The following is a 16,968-nucleotide window of genomic DNA, read 5'->3' on the forward strand; positions in this document are numbered from 1 at the left end:
TCTGCTAATTACTGCTACTTCTGCACCAACAAATCATAAGGGAAATAATCTAAATTTTTCAATCGCTCATCAAAAATACCTTTGATTTTACAAGTTGCCGCCGTATCAAAAGCCCAGTAACCATAGTAACCACGATTGTCATAATGATGTGTCTCATACCAAGGTGCATCTGAATGTTCATAATACCAAAAACCTTGGGCTTTTTGAACACTGTCAAAATCATCACCAATCATATTCTGATACTCTAAAACTGAACGATATGGGACAATTTTGTCATGAAACAGATAAGTAGCGTAGTAATCAATCAGGTCATCGGTATAAATTAGATTGTCATACAAGACTTTCAAATCATCGATAAACTCTGCCTTTCTATCGCTATACAAGACACCTATTGCAAAATAATCAATGATGTCATAAAGAGAAGAATTATCATCAACTTTATTTTTATAATAACCCAAAGCTTTTAAATAATAATCAAAAATGTTATTCACATCTTCTCCAAAAGAATAGGTTGACTTAAATAAATTTTCGTAAAAATGACTTAGAGATAATTCAACAGTACCTCGCTGCTCTTCTTTGACAATTTTTGCGGTATCTAAAAAAGTATCGATTCCCTTAAAAAGAAATTCATTTTTTCTACTAAAATATTGTCTGTCTTTATGTTTATCTCTTACCATTTATAGAACCCCCTTATGGTTTAATAATGTTGGCATTTTTATCTAAGTTATCAATGGTAATTACTCCAGTTTTCTTAACTTTTACCAGCTGAGTACCTACATTGCTTTTATGTATCTCATTCAATATTTCTAGATATTGTTCTTCACCAACAGATTTTTCTAAATTTTTCAAAATCCACTTCTCATCCATTTGTTTACCTGAGCGTGTTCCATTACTTTTAAGATATTTTAATCGAGCTTTGTCATACTTAGCTTCCGCGATAATATAAGGTGGGTGACCATCGGGATTATAGTAAACGCCATCAATGCCGTGGTGTGTAACATTATCAAGGTCGGCAGTGATGTCCAAACTGATACGCTCATAACCCCGTTGACGGAAAATTTCATCAGTGGTCATCTCGCCATAGTTACCTTTACGCATATTGGTCAACAGTTCTTCGACACCGTCATCAACTTTTCCAATGAGGTCTTGCTGTTTTAGAATATCGTCAACCGAGTGAACACCGAGATACTCTGGAATATCACCTTTTTTCAAGAGTTCAGTAAACTCCTCTTTTGTCGTATAGAAGTGATGACGAGATTTAAGCCGAGCTAAACTCTTATCTCCTGCACCTTTGACAAATTGTTCTGCTGGTGTGATTAGTTTACTGCCTATGCCTGTATCACCTACTGTTGTTTCCACAACATCAGCCATCATCATGCGCTGACCTGTCATCGCATCTTCGACAACACCAATCGTAGGAAGATTTAAGGAAAAAGTCTTTGCTCTCTCCAAACCTTCTTGAGCAGCCTTGGATAATCCTAGGGCTGATTCATCTACTAAATCAAGACCAAATGTTGTGAATTGCTTACCATAATTATCGACCTGACGAACAACCTTCTTCCCAAAGTCATCCGCGTTCTTAAGAACAACCTTGAAATTATCCACATTCTTAGCCGCCTGCTCCATACCTTCCTTGAAGCTGGTTTTCAAACTTGCCTTGATGCCTGCAAAACCTGCCACCTTACCTGTCTTGGCCAAATCATTGAGGTAACCAACACCTGGCACAAGGTCAAACAAGGCAAAGGCTCCACGCATCAAGCGCTCACCATCATCAAGCTCACGACCAGTTATCCAGTCCTTACCTGAAGCAGCTGAATACATGTCCGCTGCCGCCAAAGCAACGCCTGCCACAGCTCCTGCAGGAGGACAGAAAATGCTCAAAATAACAACACCAGCCGCTAAAAGAAGGTCTCGTTTCCCCTCAAAAGCCGCCTTTTCATCATTAAGGGAATGATAAGTAAAGGCTCTAGTCTGATGACTAGCAAACAAGTAGTCCTCTTCGGTCAACTTGCTCTCTTTGTAGTCATCGCTAGACTTATAGGAGTCATACATGGCCTGAAGCCGTTTCTTATAGGGATTGTCAACCTGATAAAGTTCTTTGAGACCAACTTCTTTGGCCAAGACTTCCCGAGTGCCCATGTACTGGCCAGCATCGCTATAGATGACCTCAGTTTTCTTAAACCCAATCTGGTTACTGGTTTTGTAGTCGCTGATGTTCAAGGCCTCTAGCCGATCCCCAACCTTGTCCAACTTTTCATAGAAAAGCTGGTCAATCTTATCCTTCAGGGACTGTTGCACCTTACCAGCATAGCTTTCTAGAGCGGTCAGTTTGGACTGCAAGCTAATCGCCGTCACATGGTCATCATGGAAGTGAAGGTTGCCGATAGCTCCGTCTACATCTAGATCATTGATGGCCCGTTTGGCCTTCTCCGTAATCTCAACCAGGGACTTGATCCGATTCGCAAAGCCCTGACTACCACTACCACCAATACCACTATAGGAGGACATGGCTGGACCGCCCCAGCTGCTGTAACTGCCACCACTAAAACCACCACCGGAGCCAGTCTCAGTAACAGAGCCTAAAGCACCCTTCATTTTGCTCCACTTGTGAAGATGAAGCTCAACATTTTTAGTCATTAGCTTCCTCCTTCCTCTGGTGGGAACAACTGCCTCAAATTATCAGCCAATTGTCCACCGCCCTGCAAACTATCTCGGAAGTTCTGTGCCAGAACCTCATCTTGTTCCAGCCATTGATTCATCAGGTAGAAAACCTCACTATTGGCTCGACTGTACAAATCACCAACCTCATTGACCTTGTTTAGCATCTTAGCATAATGTTCCATTGCCTTAGAAGCCTCGCCGCCCTCATAGTATTTAGTCTGGGACAAGGCTTGGAGTTTCGGAGCCAGACGTTGCTGAAAGGATAGCTCTATGGTGGTCAGATAACGCATAATCTCATGCATCTCATCGACATTCATAACAATCTGTTGACTAGATGCACCCCCGCCATCATGATGAATTGATTCTTTACCCATCAGGCAAAATCCTCCTCTCTAAAGGGAATTCCTAACCAAGTGTAGCACCGTTCTAGAAAATAGTATTGACTAAACCGTTGTAACACTTGTTTAGACGTTTCAACCCCATACAAACGACCATCAATCTCTCGGAATAACCAAGACACGACCAAATCGTCCCGATGCTTGGTCTCAAGCATCTGACGAAGCGGATAGTGCTGGATAACAACGGTGTCATCACCAGCTAGTGCCTCCTCGACTTCTGGAGAGAGAGCCTCTTCCTTGGTTAAGAAATCACCTTCATCCGTCTGAGGCTCCCTCAGTAAAAGAGACGGTAATTTTTCTTGAAAGAAAGCTAGCCGAGCAAGCGGGCCTATCCGCAATAACTGAAACCCCTCTTGGCTATCAATTAAGATAACCGATTCCCCGTGATTACCCGTCAGCATAACATAAGCATTATTAACAACAGTTAGAGAATAACCCGTGCAATAATCCTTCAAGGTTTCCACAACCACAAATCCAGCCTTGGTCAGGTCATCATCATCTCCGACAAGACCTTTAGCCTTTAATGACTCATGGGCAATCTCCCAAACAGCTTCTGACGGGAGGGAAAGCTCCTCTAATCCTGGCAGACCAAGCAAGGTATCGCCATCAAAGGCTCCAATGAGGTAATAAAGCTCATAGATTGAAAAATAATCTGTTCCTGCCATAGCCTACCCCCCTTATTGAGGCAACTTCCGATGAACTGTTATAGTCATCAATGGATTGCTTCAAACTCGTTACCGCTGTTTCATGTTCTTTCATGATACCAATCAAATCATTGTGATACTGATAGATAAGGTTCAAATAAGTCATAAAGGCATTTTTCGTTTGCCCACTCCACGCAGCACTTTCCAAATAAGAGCGTAGTTCGCCAACCGTTTGATACGAAGAAGATAGCTCTTTATTGATATCTTTAGATAATTGCAAAGCTGTTTCGAGTTCCGAATAAGTTATTTTTAATTCTGCCATGAATTACCCCCGATTCTTTTTCGCTGCTTCTTCAGCCTTACGACGGCGACGCTCTGCTTCTCGTCTACGCTCCTCGGCTTCCTGAATCGCTAAACGATGGTAATACTGATACCTACTGTAAGCCGCAGATACCGCCCCAGCTAATTTGGCTCCATCACTCGTCTGATGTGATTTGAGAAGCACAACCTTAGACCTCGCAGTTGATTCACTATCTGAAAAAACATCCTCTGGGATATAGCTCGCTTCCATATTAGGGCGATTCGATAAGTACGTATCAACACGCTGACTTAACTGTTTCTCTTTTCTATCAAAGTCTTGAGACAAGGACAACAGCTTATTATAAAGGCGTTTATACTGGTCTCTTTTTTGTTCTGTAGGTGTTCCACCACCAAACCAACCAAAAATAGACATAGATTTTCCTTTCTATACTTCCAACTACTTGACAAATTCATAGCCATCTAGGTAAAGTAAATAGCCTTGATTTGATTTCAGTGACGGTTCATTGTTAATATAAGGGTAACGGGTATGATTTTGATCACTAATCCGTTGACCTAAGAACACTTGCCCCACCAAGTGGACAATCATCTTAACGTAATTGTCATAAGTATTGTTAACCAAGTCCTGAACTGTACCTAGAAAAACAGGAACCACGCCATAGGTCGCACCTTCTGAGATTAATAGCTTAAAATCAGACTCACTCAGATTAGACGTCCTAGCCAACTCTACTACATCAGGGATAATAACTAGCCACTCGGCATAAGATTGACCAGGAACAGTCATCCTCTTCTTCAAATCCTCAAGAATAGTCTTCAACACATTTTCAACTTCTAATGACTTATCAAAGCGTTGAGCACCCTCAAATAAGCTTGTCCCAATATAGGGATAATAACTAGCCACTCGGCATAAGATTGACCAGGAACAGTCATCCTCTTCTTCAAATCCTCAAGAGTAGTCTTCATCACATTTTCAACTTCTAATGACTTATCAAAGCGTTGAGCACCCTCAAATAAGCCTGTCCCAATATGCTGACTAGAATCTAAAATCACCGCATTGTATTGCCCCTGAAGTCGTTTGAGATGGAAGTCTAAAATCTTATAATAATTGTTCACAAAAATTGGACTATCCGATGTCATCAAAACAGGCTTCTCAAAGCTAAACCCTGCTGGTTGAACCCACTCCCTATCCAAACCAAAGACAAAATCCTTGGTTGACAGGTCAATACTCTCAGGCTTGACCTTCTCAGGCAACATCGGTATACCACTTGGCAACTCTCCTGTGTAGGCTGTCTTCATGGCTTCAACCTCATTACCCACCTCAATGATGTAGTCCGCATGGGCTTCACTGGTGTAAGGCAGAGTTACTTGGAACTGGACAATCTCATCCAGCTTAGTGATGGCCCGACCCTTGATTTCATCCAAAGGAATGTTGGAACGACCGACAACACCTGACAGGTCACTATTGTCAAACAAGAAGAGGGAAATCTTAGTCTTAAAGTTGGACTGGAGCTGAAGTCGCATGGCATTGAGGCGAGATAAGGTCGTCACCAGATAAATGCCAAGTGACGCCCCGTCACTAGCGATAACGTTGAGCACATTGTAGAAGGCATCAGCAAATGGGGCATCCATAACACTATCAAACCCATCAATCATGACAAAGAGGGTTGGGAAACTGGCTTCAGACAACTGGTTGTACTGGCGAAGATTGGTGGCCTTAAGCTTAGACAAGGCCTTCTTACGCTCCTTAACCATCTGCTTGAGGCGACGCATGGACTTGAGAATTTTCTCCGTCTCATCCAAGACAAAGTAGTCCGCTTCATAATATTAAACCCACACTTTCTCTAATTTCCTGGACCCAATAAAGTTATAATGCTGGATGGTTTTGGTGTGACTGCTTCTTCATAGCCCTCAGACTATGAGTGATATTATTACTTTTTAAAGGGAGAAACATAATTATCTGGTAGCTTGCCTTTCCAATCAATCCATTTTTGTTCTGCAATTGGAATTAGTTCTTCTAGTTCTTCTTGGATAAACAACGCTCTAAATTTTGGTATGTCTATTAGAGTCGTGGGACTCTCTTCAATAGAACGCTTTTCTCTGGCTTTTTTTGTTCTTCCGATGGCGGCCAGGAATCATATCTCAACTTAAAATGGATATCTGCCATACTTTTTTCGTTGCGTTCCAATAACTCAAACAAGTCCTTTGGCAGTTCATAAACGACTCGTTGTACGGCAATGCCTCCTTCTTCTGTAACATAGTAATATTGGTCATGATTTTTCCAAATATGTTCCCCGTAGCCTTTGACTTCTTCAAATTTTATGACATCTTCCCAGCTTAATCCACTTTTTTCCATATATAGTCTCAATTGTCACTACTAGCTAAAATCTCTGAACCTTCGGGTAAGATCTCTTCTAATTCTTTCTTTGTAAAATATTTTTGTGCCTTTACATTGGATTTTAAAACATCCGGATATCGTCTCCAAAAATTTTTATTTGCTTCTAATTGTGTTACTTTTGGCGGCCATGAATCATATCTCAACTTAAAATGGATATCTGCCATACTTTTTTCGTTGCGTTCCAATAACTCAAACAAGTCCTTTGGCAGTTCATAAACGACTCGTTGTACGGCAATACCTCCTTCTTCTGTAACATAATAGTATTGGTCATGATTTTTCCAAATATGTTCCCCGTAGCCTTTAACTTCTTCAAATTTTATGACATCTTCCCAGCTTAATCCACTTTTTTCCATATGTAGTCTCCTTCCTCAATGCCAACATCTTTCATAACTCCTTCTAGCATATCCCCAGGGTATGTACGGCCGCCTGGACGCCACCAATCATTTGCTCCAGTTTCGTTCCCACTTGGTATAGAAAGCCCGCGTTTTTCAACAATTTCTGGTGCAACATCAATTCGATAAAGTGGCTCATCACCTAAATAACCTGGGTCAAAACCTAAAAGTGCCTCGTAAATCCGGTTATTTCCGTTAGCAACTTCTTGAATGATATCCGCATGATCTTTACTTAACCAAAAACTTGTATTATCGCCACCTTCAACACCTATAACACCATTGTTATAAGTTTCACTATATATTTTTTGGAATCTAGCAGCTCCATTATCAAATTGTTGCCTATGCGCTTCAATGTAGTCTGAATGAAGATATTCTTCTGGATTTGGCCTAGGAGTAACATCCTTATCAATCTTTAAGATGTCATCAAATATTGTCTGTTTATCAAATCCATCAACCACTTTAATCTTCGGTGCCTTCTCCGAAATCTCCAGCACTCGAACACGATCCTCAGGGCTGATGCCTGCCTCAACATACTTATTCCACTGCTCATACCTTCGTGCATCTTCAGGACTCATCTCATCCATAAATGAAGTGACCTTAGTTTTACCCACATCATTCAAACTAAACTTACTCGCCGCAGACGATGCCGCAAAGCCACCTAAGATGCTTCCGACTAAGTTGGCTCGTTGCGCATCGGCTTCACTGCCTCCAAGTAGTTTGGTTCCGTGATAGCCTGCTTGTCCTCCGACAAAGCCTCCAACCTCGCCTATCGCAAACTCAGCGAGGCCTTTAGTCACACTCTGTGTTTGTCCGATGGGGATCATCACCGCACTGGTGGTTGTAAACAGACCGCCCACTTGATGGTATAGTTTGTCATTTCCCATGAAGAGGGTATCTCGGATGAGGTTGATGGCTAAGGTTTTACCATCACCTTTGTAGCCTAGGTAAATATCTTGTCCTGCTTCTGCCACATTGGAAGCACCATAGGCGACAGTGCCTGTTCCTGCCACAATGCCTGCACCTACAACCAAAGGGGTCGCAGCGCCTGCTGTTGCTACAATAGCCGCAAGACCTACTGCAATTGTGACTGCACCTAAAGCCAAGTCTATCCAACCCTGCTTACTTCTCTCTTCCGCTGCCAAGGCTTCAAATCGTGCTCGATCTCGTTCTTGGGCATCTTGTAAGCGCTCCGCATTATTGCTAAGATGATTTGCCACAGCCTCATAAGCTGTCGCAAAACGTTCAATGTTAGTTAAACGACCAATATCTCCGGATTGATAGGTCGCCACTACCCTTGGACGACTACTATACTCCGCCAAGAGCGCCTTTGTAGAGGCAAGTAACTCTTTAAATGCTGAAAAATCATGACTAGCATGGTTACTCTCATATTGCTTGATTGACTCATCTAAGGTCTTTATGTCATTAATAATAAAGTTATACTGCTGGATGGTTTTGGTATGACTGCTTCCAGAGTAAGATACCAAATCAGATATTTTGGACCTGGCGGTATTCAATAATTCAATCTGACTTTTCAGGAGTAATCATTCATCAGATTGATTAGTGTCTGCAAGAACGTGCCCTGAACCTCACTCAGATAAGTCCGAATACTCGTGACTGCTTGACCTTGGAGGTTGGAGTCGTTATTCTATCCGATTTTTAAGATTATTATGAGAACTGCATAATTCTGATTGTATTGTCTTGAGCTCTTATTCTGATTGAATTTAATAAGCCAGCCCCAATTTTTCCCACTGACCAGTTTCTAAATCTAATAAGAAGTTAAATTGATAGCGTCCAAAAGAATCTATATTCTCTTCTGTAGTCGCTTCACAAACAACTTTAATTCCATTATTTTCAATATCAGAAAAATATTTCATTTCAAATCCAGCAGGTGATTTTGCTACAAGTTTTTCGTTTCCTTCTAAATCAATTACTTTTAAAAATTTTTTATCACCTTCTCCATAAATTATATACAGAAGCCTTTTTTCTTGGTTAACTTCTACATTTTTTAAATCGGATACTTCCAGTGTTAAGAACTCCAGATTATATAACCACTTTATAATACTTGTTTCAAGATGATATTCTAGAAAAAGAGTCCCATCGATACCATAATAAAAGTAAGAAATATCTGTTACCGTTCTCCGTGTCTTTAATATAACATAACCTTTTTGTTGAAAGTACCTAGCATAATATACATTAGCTAATTCGATAGATACTACTGTACTACCATAATTCCAACTGACAACATTTCCATCTCTAGTTATATGCATAAAAACTCCTTAATAAATTTCTCTTCCTAATTCTTCAATCACATCTAAATAGTCCATTCTATCTATTTCCCTAGGTAATAAGAACTCTTTCTGACCCGCTCCACCTGGTAAATATTTGTCCACTTTTAGATCAATTTGCGGACCGACTGGTCCTACTTGTACTGGTAATTCCAAACCGTCTTTTACCTTATATACAACTACTCTATCAATATCACCCTTCCAATCTACCTTAACAGCGAGTTTATTTCTTACATAGTTAACATCTGTAATTGTCCCCACATCTGTTGCGAAACCTCCTGGTTGAAAATCCTCCTGACCAGGTGACAGAGCCATCTCAAACATGTCTCCACCTTTCAAAACTCTTTTCTCCGGGATAAAACCTTTTGGCCATGGTGATTGTCCTTTAACCAACTCCAAATAATCATCAACATTCTGAAAAGGATTATGTTTAATAAATTCTTGATAGGTATGTGGAGAGATAATTCCCTCATCTAATATCCGAATTCTAGCCTCAGGTTCAATGCCAGCTTCAACAAACTCATTCCAAGCTACGTATCTCTGAGCATCTTCTGGTGACATCTGTTCAATAAATGAAGTGGCTTTAGTTTCTCCTATATCATTCAAACTAAACTTACTTGCCGCAGACGATGCCGCAAAGCCACCTAAGATACTGCCTACAAAAGTTGCACGCTCGGCATCAGCTTCGCTTCCTCCAAGGAGTTTTGTTCCGTGATAGCCTGCTTGCCCTCCGACAAAACCGCCTACTTCACCTATCGCAAACTCAGCAAGGCCTTTAGTCACACTCTGTGTTTGTCCGATGGGGATCATCACGGCACTAGTGGTTGTAAAGAGCCCTCCTACTTGATGGTATAGTTTGTCATTTCCCATGAAGAGGATGTCTCGGATGGGGTTGATGGCTAAGGTTTTACCATCACCTTTGTAGCCTAGGTAAATATCTTGTCCTGCTTCTGCCACATTGGAAGCACCATAGGCGACAGTGCCTGTTCCTGCCACAATGCCTGCACCTACAACCAAAGGGGTCGCAGCACCTGCTGTTGCTACAATAGCCGCAAGACCTACTGCAATTGTGACTGCACCTAAAGCCAAGTCTATCCAACCCTGCTTACTTCTCTCTTCCGCTGCCAAGGCTTCAAATCGTGCTCGATCTCGTTCTTGGGCATCTTGTAAGCGCTCCGCATTATTGCTAAGATGATTTGCCACAGCCTCATAAGCTGTCGCAAAACGCTCAATGTTAGTTAAACGACCAATATTTCCGGATTGATAGGTTGCCACTGTCCTAGGGCGATTACTATACTCCGCCAAGAGCGCCTTTGTGGAAGCGAGCAACTCTTTAAACGCTGACAAATCATGACTGGCATGATTGCTCTCATACTGGATAATCGCTTCATTCAAGTCTGTGATATCATTTTAATAATAATATTATTCCCTTTTTCAACAACTTCATTGATATAAAAGAGAGAGGGCAAGTCTACTTAACTAAGTAGTTATACAAATTCTATATGCACTGTATTCTCACTTTCCATACTTTTTACTATGGCAATAATATTCTCAACATCTTGTAAAGATACTAGGTCTTTTTCAAAGGGCGGTTCCCAATGTGTCATGCTATCTTTATAAACTACAAATTTTTTTCCAACTAATAATTCACCTTCTGCTCTTAAAATATGTCCGTTTTCCAAGTCAAAAGTGATTGATGATTTCGTCCCCGAAATTTTCATGATTTCACCTCTTAAATATTATTGTTTCTATACCTGTCTTAGGGTCAATTGTGGTAATTTGAGTAACATTTGGATTTGCTTTTAACCTCGGCAATTCTATATTTTCCCATATATTTCCAGGTCTTAATTCGTTACCTACGACAGCTCGAATTTTCCCAGAAACTTGTTCCGCATAAATATTTGACGCTTCTTCCCATGCATCAATACTTGATGGTTTATTAAAATCCCATTCAGGCATGATAACATTAGCATCATCAATAGTAGACTCTAGCGTGACACCACCTCTACTTTTGGCAATATCTTTTGCAACATCCATTCCTCCGATACCATCTGTTCTTCCTGACCAGAAAAAAGCTGTATCGGGTTTAGTTCTCAATCTATCTCTAATTAGATTGACATCAAAATTTGTTTCAGTAAAGTCTATTTTGGAAAATTGCTTTGAGGTGTGCACCTCATTCAAACTAAACTTACTTGCCGCAGACGATGCCGCAAAGCCACCTAAGATACTGCCTACAAAAGTTGCACGCTCGGCATCAGCTTCGTTTCCTCCTAGAAGTTTGGTTCCGTGATAGCCTACCTGACCTCCGACAAAACCGCCTACTTCACCTATCGCAAACTCAGCGAGTCCTTTAGTCACACTCTGTGTTTGTCCGATGGGGATCATCACGGCACTGGTGGTTGTAAAGAGACCGCCCACTTGATGGTATAGTTTATCATTTCCCATGAAGAGGGTATCTCGGATGGGGTTGATGGCTAATGTTTTACCATCACCTTTATAGCCTAGGTAAATACCTTGTCCTGCTTCTGCCACATTGGAAGCACCATAGGCGACAGTGCCTGTTCCTGCCACAATGCCTGCACCTACAACCAAAGGGGTCGCAGCACCTGCGGTTGCTACAATAGCTACTACACCACCTACAACTTTTTCTTGGAAAATAGCAGAGCTTATTTCTAACTCTGCTAATAAAATCTATTATTCTTTAGTGTATCAGTTAATTCCTAAAAAGAACATCGGGCTAGATGATTTCTAAAATCAACTTGATACAATGACTAACCCTTCCAATGTACCATATCATAAGGATAATATTGCTGTCCCTCAAGACTACTATCATCTAAATTCAATATCTTGGCAATAGCTCCAGCTTCGAAACTCCAATACCCAGCATGAAAGGCTGGATTTTTTGACTTATGGCTATTATACCAAGGGGCGTCATTAGAACCTGGATACCACTTGCTAAAGACATAGTTTCTCAAAGCACCAAGTGCCTTCTCCTGATTCTCTGCTTCTATGATAGCTTTGGCATGAGCATAAGGACGTTTAAAGCGAATCTCCTCATGTTGTGGCCAATCAGGACGGTAGTAACGAATCAGAAAGTCCATCAAGTAATCTTGATAATCAACTTGTTTAATGTTTTCAATAAAAGGTGCCATTGTTTCAGCATCAATATCTAAAAGAATACCAACTGAAATAATATCCAAATCGTCCAAATAATGAATATGACCATTTAAGACGAGGCCTTTGGTTTCTAGGAAATTCAAGAAAGACTTCCGAACATCAAAAATAGGATAGCCAGCAGAATACATTATTTTAAATATTTCATAATAGTTTTTGGATATGCTATCTTTTTTATTTCTAATAACTTCTGCATTAGTTAATCTATTGCGTTGAATACCACACCTTTCGTCCTCCAAAAGCTCATCAATACCAACTTGCCATCTTTTAATAGCGTATTCCCAAAAATTAATTCCTTTTTCATAGTTCTCTAAAGTATTCAGTTTATCTCTCATTGTCTTCATAACTCCTTATGGCCATTCACCGATTATATTTGCTCCACTATCCAAGCGGAAATGTTTCACAGTTCCATCAACATCTACCCTGCTTAAAACAGAATCATAATTTTGACTTTCAAAGGCTTCTAAAACTGTAAAATACTCTTCTGGATCTGTAAAATCTTTCAATTTTATCCTATTCTTAATCCACTCGTAACTCATTTGCTTACCATCAGCTGTATGAGGATTAAGTCGTGATTTATTAAATTTAGCCTCATCAATAATAACCTTAGAGCCGGTACCAGATTTATTGATATAAATACCATCGATTCCACGCTCTAATTTAGCATCCAGACTTTCTGGGATGTCCCTGCCAACACGCCTTAAATCATAGATAGAGGTCTCGCCACGCTTAGGAGTTAATAAATCATCATAGGCTCTAATTTCACCATAGTTCCCTTTTTGTGTCTTTGAAGCAGTATAATAATCAAACTTAGAAATTCTTCTTTCTAATTCATCATGAAGTTTAACTCTTTGTTTAATAGCTTTCTCAACTTCTAAATGCTTACCAAAATTCGAACTCTCTCTAGCAAGACGACTCTCTTCAATATTCTTTAGAATTTGTTCACGATTATAAGTTGGTGTATTAGGTACCTCTACCTCATTCAAACTAAACCGGCTTGCTGCTGATGATGTCGCATAGCCTCCTAAGATACTTCCGACTAAGTTGGCTCGTTGCGCATCGGCTTCACTGCCTCCAAGTAATTTTGTTCCGTGATACCCTGCTTGTCCTCCGACAAAACCGCCTACTTCACCTATCGCAAACTCAGCGAGGCCTTTAGTCACACTCTGTGTTTGTCCGATGGGGATCATCACGGCACTGGTGGTTGTAAAGAGCCCTCCTACTTGATGGTATAGTTTGTCATTTCCCATGAAGAGGGTATCTCGGATGGGGTTGATGGCTAAGGTTTTACCATCCCCTTTATAGCCTAGGTAAATATCTTGTCCTGCTTCTGCCACATTGGAAGCACCATAGGCGACAGTGCCTGTTCCTGCCACAATGCCTGCACCTACAACCAAAGGGGTCGCAGCACCTGCTGTTGCTACAATAGCCGCAAGACCTACTGCAATAGTGACTGCACCTAAAGCCAAGTCTATCCAACCCTGCTTACTTCTCTCTTCCGCTGCCAGAGCTTCAAATCGTGCTTGATCTCGTTCTTGGGCAGCTTGTAAGCGCTCCGCGTTATTGGTAAGATGATTTGCCACAGCCTCATAAGCTGTCGCAAAACGCTCAATGTTAGTTAAACGACCAATATCTCCTGATTGATAGGTTGCTACTACCCTTGAGCGATTACTATACTCCGTCAAAAGTGCCTTTATGGGAGTAAGAACTGAGTATTCCTCGTAACCACTGAATTAGAAGTACTTCCTGACAAATAGGATTCTGTAGCATAAGCAAGAACGCTAGTCGGCAGTAGGATTTGACTATCTCAGTTCTACCCAGCAATTTAAGATAGGCTTTAATTTTCACTTTCATACCAAATAAGGTATTTTGGATTTATTTTACCCAATATTTTTTTTTCATATTGGTACCTTTTTTCTTTCATCTGTTTAACTAATTGTTCAATTTTATCAAACTCCTGATTATTGATTAATTCATTAATTTCAAACTCACTAATCCCTCCTATTTTTTCAGATGAGATAGTTTGCGCTATAACTTTTAATAACCGATATTCTACTTCATCCGCAGTTAAATCAATGTCTTCAGATGTTATTTTTCCGCGTTCGGTAAAAATCAAATTATAGCCATCATTATTCTCAACTACATTTATTCCCTCAGGAAAATAAGGCGGTTGTTTCATAAAATATATTCCTAAATTTGATAAATTGATATTGTTAATTTCAGGAACTTCATTTTCAATTTTAGTTTTTAACTCTGCTAACATAATTATAATTCATTCCTTTCGTTTCACTCAAGGCACAACACTGAATGAAAAAGTGTTGTACTCTTTATTTTGATTTATAATTAAAGTGAGTAGACCTATCACTACTACAAATCACGGGGAGGTGATTTAGTGAGTGGTATGTATAGCCACTACCTCGAATAATTATAGGTGTAGTTCTTCCTATCAAGCACAACTAACTGTGACACTGAGCACGTAAACTTATAATTGGATAAGCGACTCGTTTGTGGAAAAGAAGAACAGTCAAGGGATAGATTCTTCTCAAATTGTTATGAAGGGAGACCCCTCATGTTAAAAATTGTTTACCCGAATTGTTGTGGCATTGATGTGCATAAAACCTTTATCGTAGCTGTTATTGCCATCACCGACAATCAAGGAATCACTAGCTACCACCGTAAACGGTTCTCAACCTTTACAAATGGTCTTATTAAGCTGCGAGACTGGTTGGAATACTATTGATGTCTGTATGGAATCAACTGGTAAATACTGGATTCCTGTCTTCAATATCCTCGAAGAATCCTGTCACATCTGCTTGGCTCACCCAAAATATGTTAAGGCGATTCGGGGAAGAAAACAGACAAAAAAGATGCCCAATGGATAGCTGACCTCTTCAAGCACGACCTTGTCGCTTCCAGCTTTATCCCTCCTCTTAAAATCAGACAACTACGTGACCTCTTTCGCTATTGTATGAAGTTAACGCAACTTCAAGTCAGCGAGAAAAATCGTTATCAAAACTGTCTCACTTGGTCCAATCTCCAGATCGCAAGTGTTGTTTCCGATGTTTTCGGACAAAGTGCAGGACTTAGAAAGAGCTATAGATGGGGACTTGACGCCTGAACAAGCTGAGAAAATTAGAGTTATCAAAGCTCACTACGACGCCCTAGCTATCTGTAAAGAACACTTAGAACAGATGATTAGGGAACTGGGGCAAGAGTATCAAGAACAGGTCAAGTTAATTCAAACTGTGCCTGGTTTTAAAGAAGAACTCTCTGCTCTCAGAATTATCTCTGAAATCGGTGTAGACATGACAATCTTTGACTCTGCAGGAAAACTCTGCTCTTGGGCTGGTTTAGTTCCTGCTAACAATGAAAGTGCTGAGAAGAAATACTCTACTCGCATTTCAAAAGGCAGGAGATACCTCAAACCTTTTCTCGTTCAAATCGCTAACGCTATTGTCAAGTCCGATAAACCTCCCGAATTCAAGAACAAGTATCTCAAACTCAAGAAACGACGTGGACATCGAAAAGCGATTATCGCTATTTGTCGCAGGCTTCTCGTTGCGACTTACCAAGTTCTTCTAAAACAAGAAAGCTATAATCCTGTTTTGCAAGGATTGACTGAAATCAGAAACCCTGACAAGATAATGTCTGTTCAAGACGCTATTCGATACGCACAACAACACGGATTCAACGTCAGTTAATTTTTTAAAATCAGGTTGCAAGACCTCTTTTTAGTGTACTCAAAATTCGGGTAAACAATATCTCATTTAATTTTTACTCTTTTTTCAAACTTAACCTCTTATTTAATTTTAAGGACATAACCACCTTTTTCCAATTCATCAATCGTTAAGTCCGTCAAATATTGTATTCCCAGTCCTGGTTCATCAAACCACGGTGCAACAATACCCTCTTTTGTAGGTATCTCTTTAAGTACAATGTAATCAGAATTAGGTTGTGATTTCATAAAAGGAGGCAAGGCCTTCTCTCCAAAAGTTGCACCCTCAGGTGAAAAATACCTACCCGTTGGATTAGACCCAATTCTATTAATTTTTGTTCCAGGTAATAAAACTGATTCTCTGGATTCTCCATTTAGGAAGCCGTCTTTATGGACGCTACCATCTACTCTTCCAAGTGCGCTTTCTTGTGACCCTGGATAGATTACATTCCCCGTTATCTGGTTAAAATAATCCGGATTGTCATACACATTTTTATTCGTAAGGTAGAGCTCTATTTCTGGAGGGTAAGTCCAATCACCCAATTTAACCCTATCTATAGGTTCAATGCCTGCCTCAACATACTTGTTCCACTGCTCATACCTTCGTGCATCTTCAGGACTCATCTCATCCATAAATGAAGTGGCTCTAGTTTCTCCAATATCATTCAAACTAAACTTACTCGCCGCTGACGATGCCGCAAAGCCACCTAAGATACTGCCTACAAAAGTTGCACGCTCGGCATCAGCTTCGCTTCCTCCAAGTAGTTTGGTTCCATAATAGCCTGCCTGAGCTCCAACAAAACCTCCAACCTCACCTATCGCAAACTCAGCGAGGCCCTTAGTCACACTCTGTGTTTGTCCGATGGGGATCATCACGGCACTGGTGGTTGTAAAGAGCCCTCCTACTTGATGGTATAGTTTGTCATTTCCCATGAAGAGGGTATCTCGGATGGGGTTGATGGCTAAGGTTTTACCATCACCTTTAT

General features: G+C 40.5%; 19 protein-coding genes and 2 pseudogenes. 1 reads left to right on the forward strand and 20 read right to left on the reverse strand.

Annotated features, from left to right (window positions below):
* Nucleotides 1-14: 14 nt before the first annotated feature.
* The 19 genes and pseudogenes from ACHBHN_RS07900 to ACHBHN_RS07990 all read right to left on the reverse strand — a co-directional run bounded on the left by ACHBHN_RS07900 (nucleotide 15) and on the right by ACHBHN_RS07990 (nucleotide 14,530).
* Nucleotides 15-677 (reverse strand): PoNe immunity protein domain-containing protein, encoded by a 663-nt coding sequence (locus ACHBHN_RS07900; protein ID WP_105137755.1) that lies wholly within the window; start codon nucleotides 675-677, stop codon nucleotides 15-17.
* A 13-nt stretch (nucleotides 678-690) separates the two neighbouring features.
* Nucleotides 691-2,637, reverse strand: coding sequence for a pre-toxin TG domain-containing protein (locus ACHBHN_RS07905; RefSeq protein ID WP_394733894.1), 1,947 nt, complete (start codon nucleotides 2,635-2,637; stop codon nucleotides 691-693).
* A complete protein-coding gene (locus ACHBHN_RS07910) occupies nucleotides 2,637-3,035 on the reverse strand; it encodes a hypothetical protein (RefSeq protein WP_248046446.1) in 399 nt (132 codons plus the stop codon). Before ACHBHN_RS07910 ends, ACHBHN_RS07905 begins: the two co-directional genes overlap by 1 nt.
* Nucleotides 3,035-3,724, reverse strand: coding sequence for a DUF5081 family protein (locus ACHBHN_RS07915; RefSeq protein WP_105137944.1), 690 nt, complete (start codon nucleotides 3,722-3,724; stop codon nucleotides 3,035-3,037). Before ACHBHN_RS07915 ends, ACHBHN_RS07910 begins: the two co-directional genes overlap by 1 nt.
* Nucleotides 3,693-4,025, reverse strand: a complete 333-nt coding sequence (locus ACHBHN_RS07920; RefSeq protein ID WP_105137945.1) for a WXG100 family type VII secretion target — start codon at nucleotides 4,023-4,025, stop codon at nucleotides 3,693-3,695. The genes ACHBHN_RS07915 and ACHBHN_RS07920 overlap by 32 nt, the downstream gene beginning before the upstream one ends.
* Before the next feature lie 3 nt (nucleotides 4,026-4,028).
* On the reverse strand, nucleotides 4,029-4,436 hold the full coding sequence (locus ACHBHN_RS07925) for a hypothetical protein (RefSeq protein ID WP_105137946.1): 408 nt from the start codon (nucleotides 4,434-4,436) through the stop codon (nucleotides 4,029-4,031).
* A 24-nt stretch (nucleotides 4,437-4,460) separates the two neighbouring features.
* Nucleotides 4,461-4,841: a hypothetical protein gene (locus ACHBHN_RS07930; RefSeq protein ID WP_394733895.1), complete on the reverse strand. Its 381-nt coding sequence runs from the start codon at nucleotides 4,839-4,841 to the stop codon at nucleotides 4,461-4,463.
* Between the two features lie 11 nt (nucleotides 4,842-4,852).
* The gene (locus ACHBHN_RS07935; protein WP_394733896.1) at nucleotides 4,853-5,821 is read right to left on the reverse strand and encodes a hypothetical protein; all 969 of its coding nucleotides are present in this window, start codon (nucleotides 5,819-5,821) and stop codon (nucleotides 4,853-4,855) included.
* A gap of 128 nt (nucleotides 5,822-5,949) precedes the next feature.
* A pseudogene (locus ACHBHN_RS07940) lies at nucleotides 5,950-6,374 on the reverse strand (hypothetical protein).
* An 8-nt stretch (nucleotides 6,375-6,382) separates the two neighbouring features.
* Nucleotides 6,383-6,769, reverse strand: a complete 387-nt coding sequence (locus tag ACHBHN_RS07945; protein WP_105137949.1) for a hypothetical protein — start codon at nucleotides 6,767-6,769, stop codon at nucleotides 6,383-6,385.
* Nucleotides 6,751-8,322, reverse strand: a complete 1,572-nt coding sequence (locus ACHBHN_RS07950) for a hypothetical protein (protein ID WP_394733897.1) — start codon at nucleotides 8,320-8,322, stop codon at nucleotides 6,751-6,753. Before ACHBHN_RS07950 ends, ACHBHN_RS07945 begins: the two co-directional genes overlap by 19 nt.
* Nucleotides 8,323-8,339: 17 nt before the next feature.
* A complete protein-coding gene (locus ACHBHN_RS07955) occupies nucleotides 8,340-8,414 on the reverse strand; it encodes a hypothetical protein (protein WP_394733902.1) in 75 nt (24 codons plus the stop codon).
* 115 nt (nucleotides 8,415-8,529) lie between these two features.
* Nucleotides 8,530-9,075, reverse strand: a complete 546-nt coding sequence (locus tag ACHBHN_RS07960; RefSeq protein ID WP_172006815.1) for a hypothetical protein — start codon at nucleotides 9,073-9,075, stop codon at nucleotides 8,530-8,532.
* Between the two features lie 9 nt (nucleotides 9,076-9,084).
* Entirely contained in the window at nucleotides 9,085-10,488 is a 1,404-nt protein-coding gene (locus tag ACHBHN_RS07965; protein ID WP_394733898.1) for a hypothetical protein, read from the reverse strand.
* Nucleotides 10,489-10,580: 92 nt separating this feature from the next.
* On the reverse strand, nucleotides 10,581-10,814 hold the full coding sequence (locus ACHBHN_RS07970) for an Imm74 family immunity protein (protein WP_105111728.1): 234 nt from the start codon (nucleotides 10,812-10,814) through the stop codon (nucleotides 10,581-10,583).
* A 4-nt stretch (nucleotides 10,815-10,818) separates the two neighbouring features.
* Nucleotides 10,819-11,664 carry a hypothetical protein gene (locus tag ACHBHN_RS07975; protein WP_394733899.1) on the reverse strand — a complete coding sequence of 282 codons (846 nt, stop codon included), beginning with the start codon at nucleotides 11,662-11,664 and terminating at the stop codon, nucleotides 10,819-10,821.
* Nucleotides 11,665-11,864: 200 nt separating this feature from the next.
* The gene (locus tag ACHBHN_RS07980) at nucleotides 11,865-12,602 is read right to left on the reverse strand and encodes a PoNe immunity protein domain-containing protein (RefSeq protein WP_161498003.1); all 738 of its coding nucleotides are present in this window, start codon (nucleotides 12,600-12,602) and stop codon (nucleotides 11,865-11,867) included.
* A 15-nt stretch (nucleotides 12,603-12,617) separates the two neighbouring features.
* Nucleotides 12,618-13,742: a hypothetical protein gene (locus ACHBHN_RS07985; RefSeq protein WP_394733903.1), complete on the reverse strand. Its 1,125-nt coding sequence runs from the start codon at nucleotides 13,740-13,742 to the stop codon at nucleotides 12,618-12,620.
* Between the two features lie 362 nt (nucleotides 13,743-14,104).
* A complete protein-coding gene (locus ACHBHN_RS07990; RefSeq protein WP_394733900.1) occupies nucleotides 14,105-14,530 on the reverse strand; it encodes a hypothetical protein in 426 nt (141 codons plus the stop codon).
* A 306-nt stretch (nucleotides 14,531-14,836) separates the two neighbouring features.
* On the opposite strand from ACHBHN_RS07990, the pseudogene ACHBHN_RS07995 reads away from it, so the two are divergent.
* Nucleotides 14,837-15,968: pseudogene (locus ACHBHN_RS07995) on the forward strand (IS110 family transposase).
* 98 nt (nucleotides 15,969-16,066) lie between these two features.
* Here ACHBHN_RS07995 and ACHBHN_RS08000 read toward each other — a convergent pair.
* Nucleotides 16,067-16,968 (reverse strand): TNT domain-containing protein (locus tag ACHBHN_RS08000; RefSeq protein ID WP_394733901.1); only part of this gene is annotated, 902 nt, incomplete at its 5' end.

It is taken from the genome of Streptococcus sp. A22 (genome assembly GCF_043674215.1).
Taxonomy (GTDB): Bacteria; Bacillota; Bacilli; order Lactobacillales; family Streptococcaceae; genus Streptococcus; species Streptococcus suis_V.

Excerpts from the sequence above, each read along its gene's own strand:
- ACHBHN_RS07900 (WP_105137755.1), bottom strand. The coding sequence starts at position 677 with ATGGTAAGAGATAAACATAAAGACAGACAATATTTTAGTAGAAAAAAT.
- ACHBHN_RS07905 (WP_394733894.1), bottom strand. The coding sequence starts at position 2,637 with ATGACTAAAAATGTTGAGCTTCATCTTCACAAGTGGAGCAAAATGAAG.
- ACHBHN_RS07910 (WP_248046446.1), bottom strand. The coding sequence starts at position 3,035 with ATGGGTAAAGAATCAATTCATCATGATGGCGGGGGTGCATCTAGTCAA.
- ACHBHN_RS07915 (WP_105137944.1), bottom strand. The coding sequence starts at position 3,724 with ATGGCAGGAACAGATTATTTTTCAATCTATGAGCTTTATTACCTCATT.
- ACHBHN_RS07920 (WP_105137945.1), bottom strand. The coding sequence starts at position 4,025 with ATGGCAGAATTAAAAATAACTTATTCGGAACTCGAAACAGCTTTGCAA.
- ACHBHN_RS07925 (WP_105137946.1), bottom strand. The coding sequence starts at position 4,436 with ATGTCTATTTTTGGTTGGTTTGGTGGTGGAACACCTACAGAACAAAAA.
- ACHBHN_RS07945 (WP_105137949.1), bottom strand. The coding sequence starts at position 6,769 with ATGGAAAAAAGTGGATTAAGCTGGGAAGATGTCATAAAATTTGAAGAA.
- ACHBHN_RS07960 (WP_172006815.1), bottom strand. The coding sequence starts at position 9,075 with ATGCATATAACTAGAGATGGAAATGTTGTCAGTTGGAATTATGGTAGT.
- ACHBHN_RS07970 (WP_105111728.1), bottom strand. The coding sequence starts at position 10,814 with ATGAAAATTTCGGGGACGAAATCATCAATCACTTTTGACTTGGAAAAC.
- ACHBHN_RS07980 (WP_161498003.1), bottom strand. The coding sequence starts at position 12,602 with ATGAGAGATAAACTGAATACTTTAGAGAACTATGAAAAAGGAATTAAT.
- ACHBHN_RS07990 (WP_394733900.1), bottom strand. The coding sequence starts at position 14,530 with ATGTTAGCAGAGTTAAAAACTAAAATTGAAAATGAAGTTCCTGAAATT.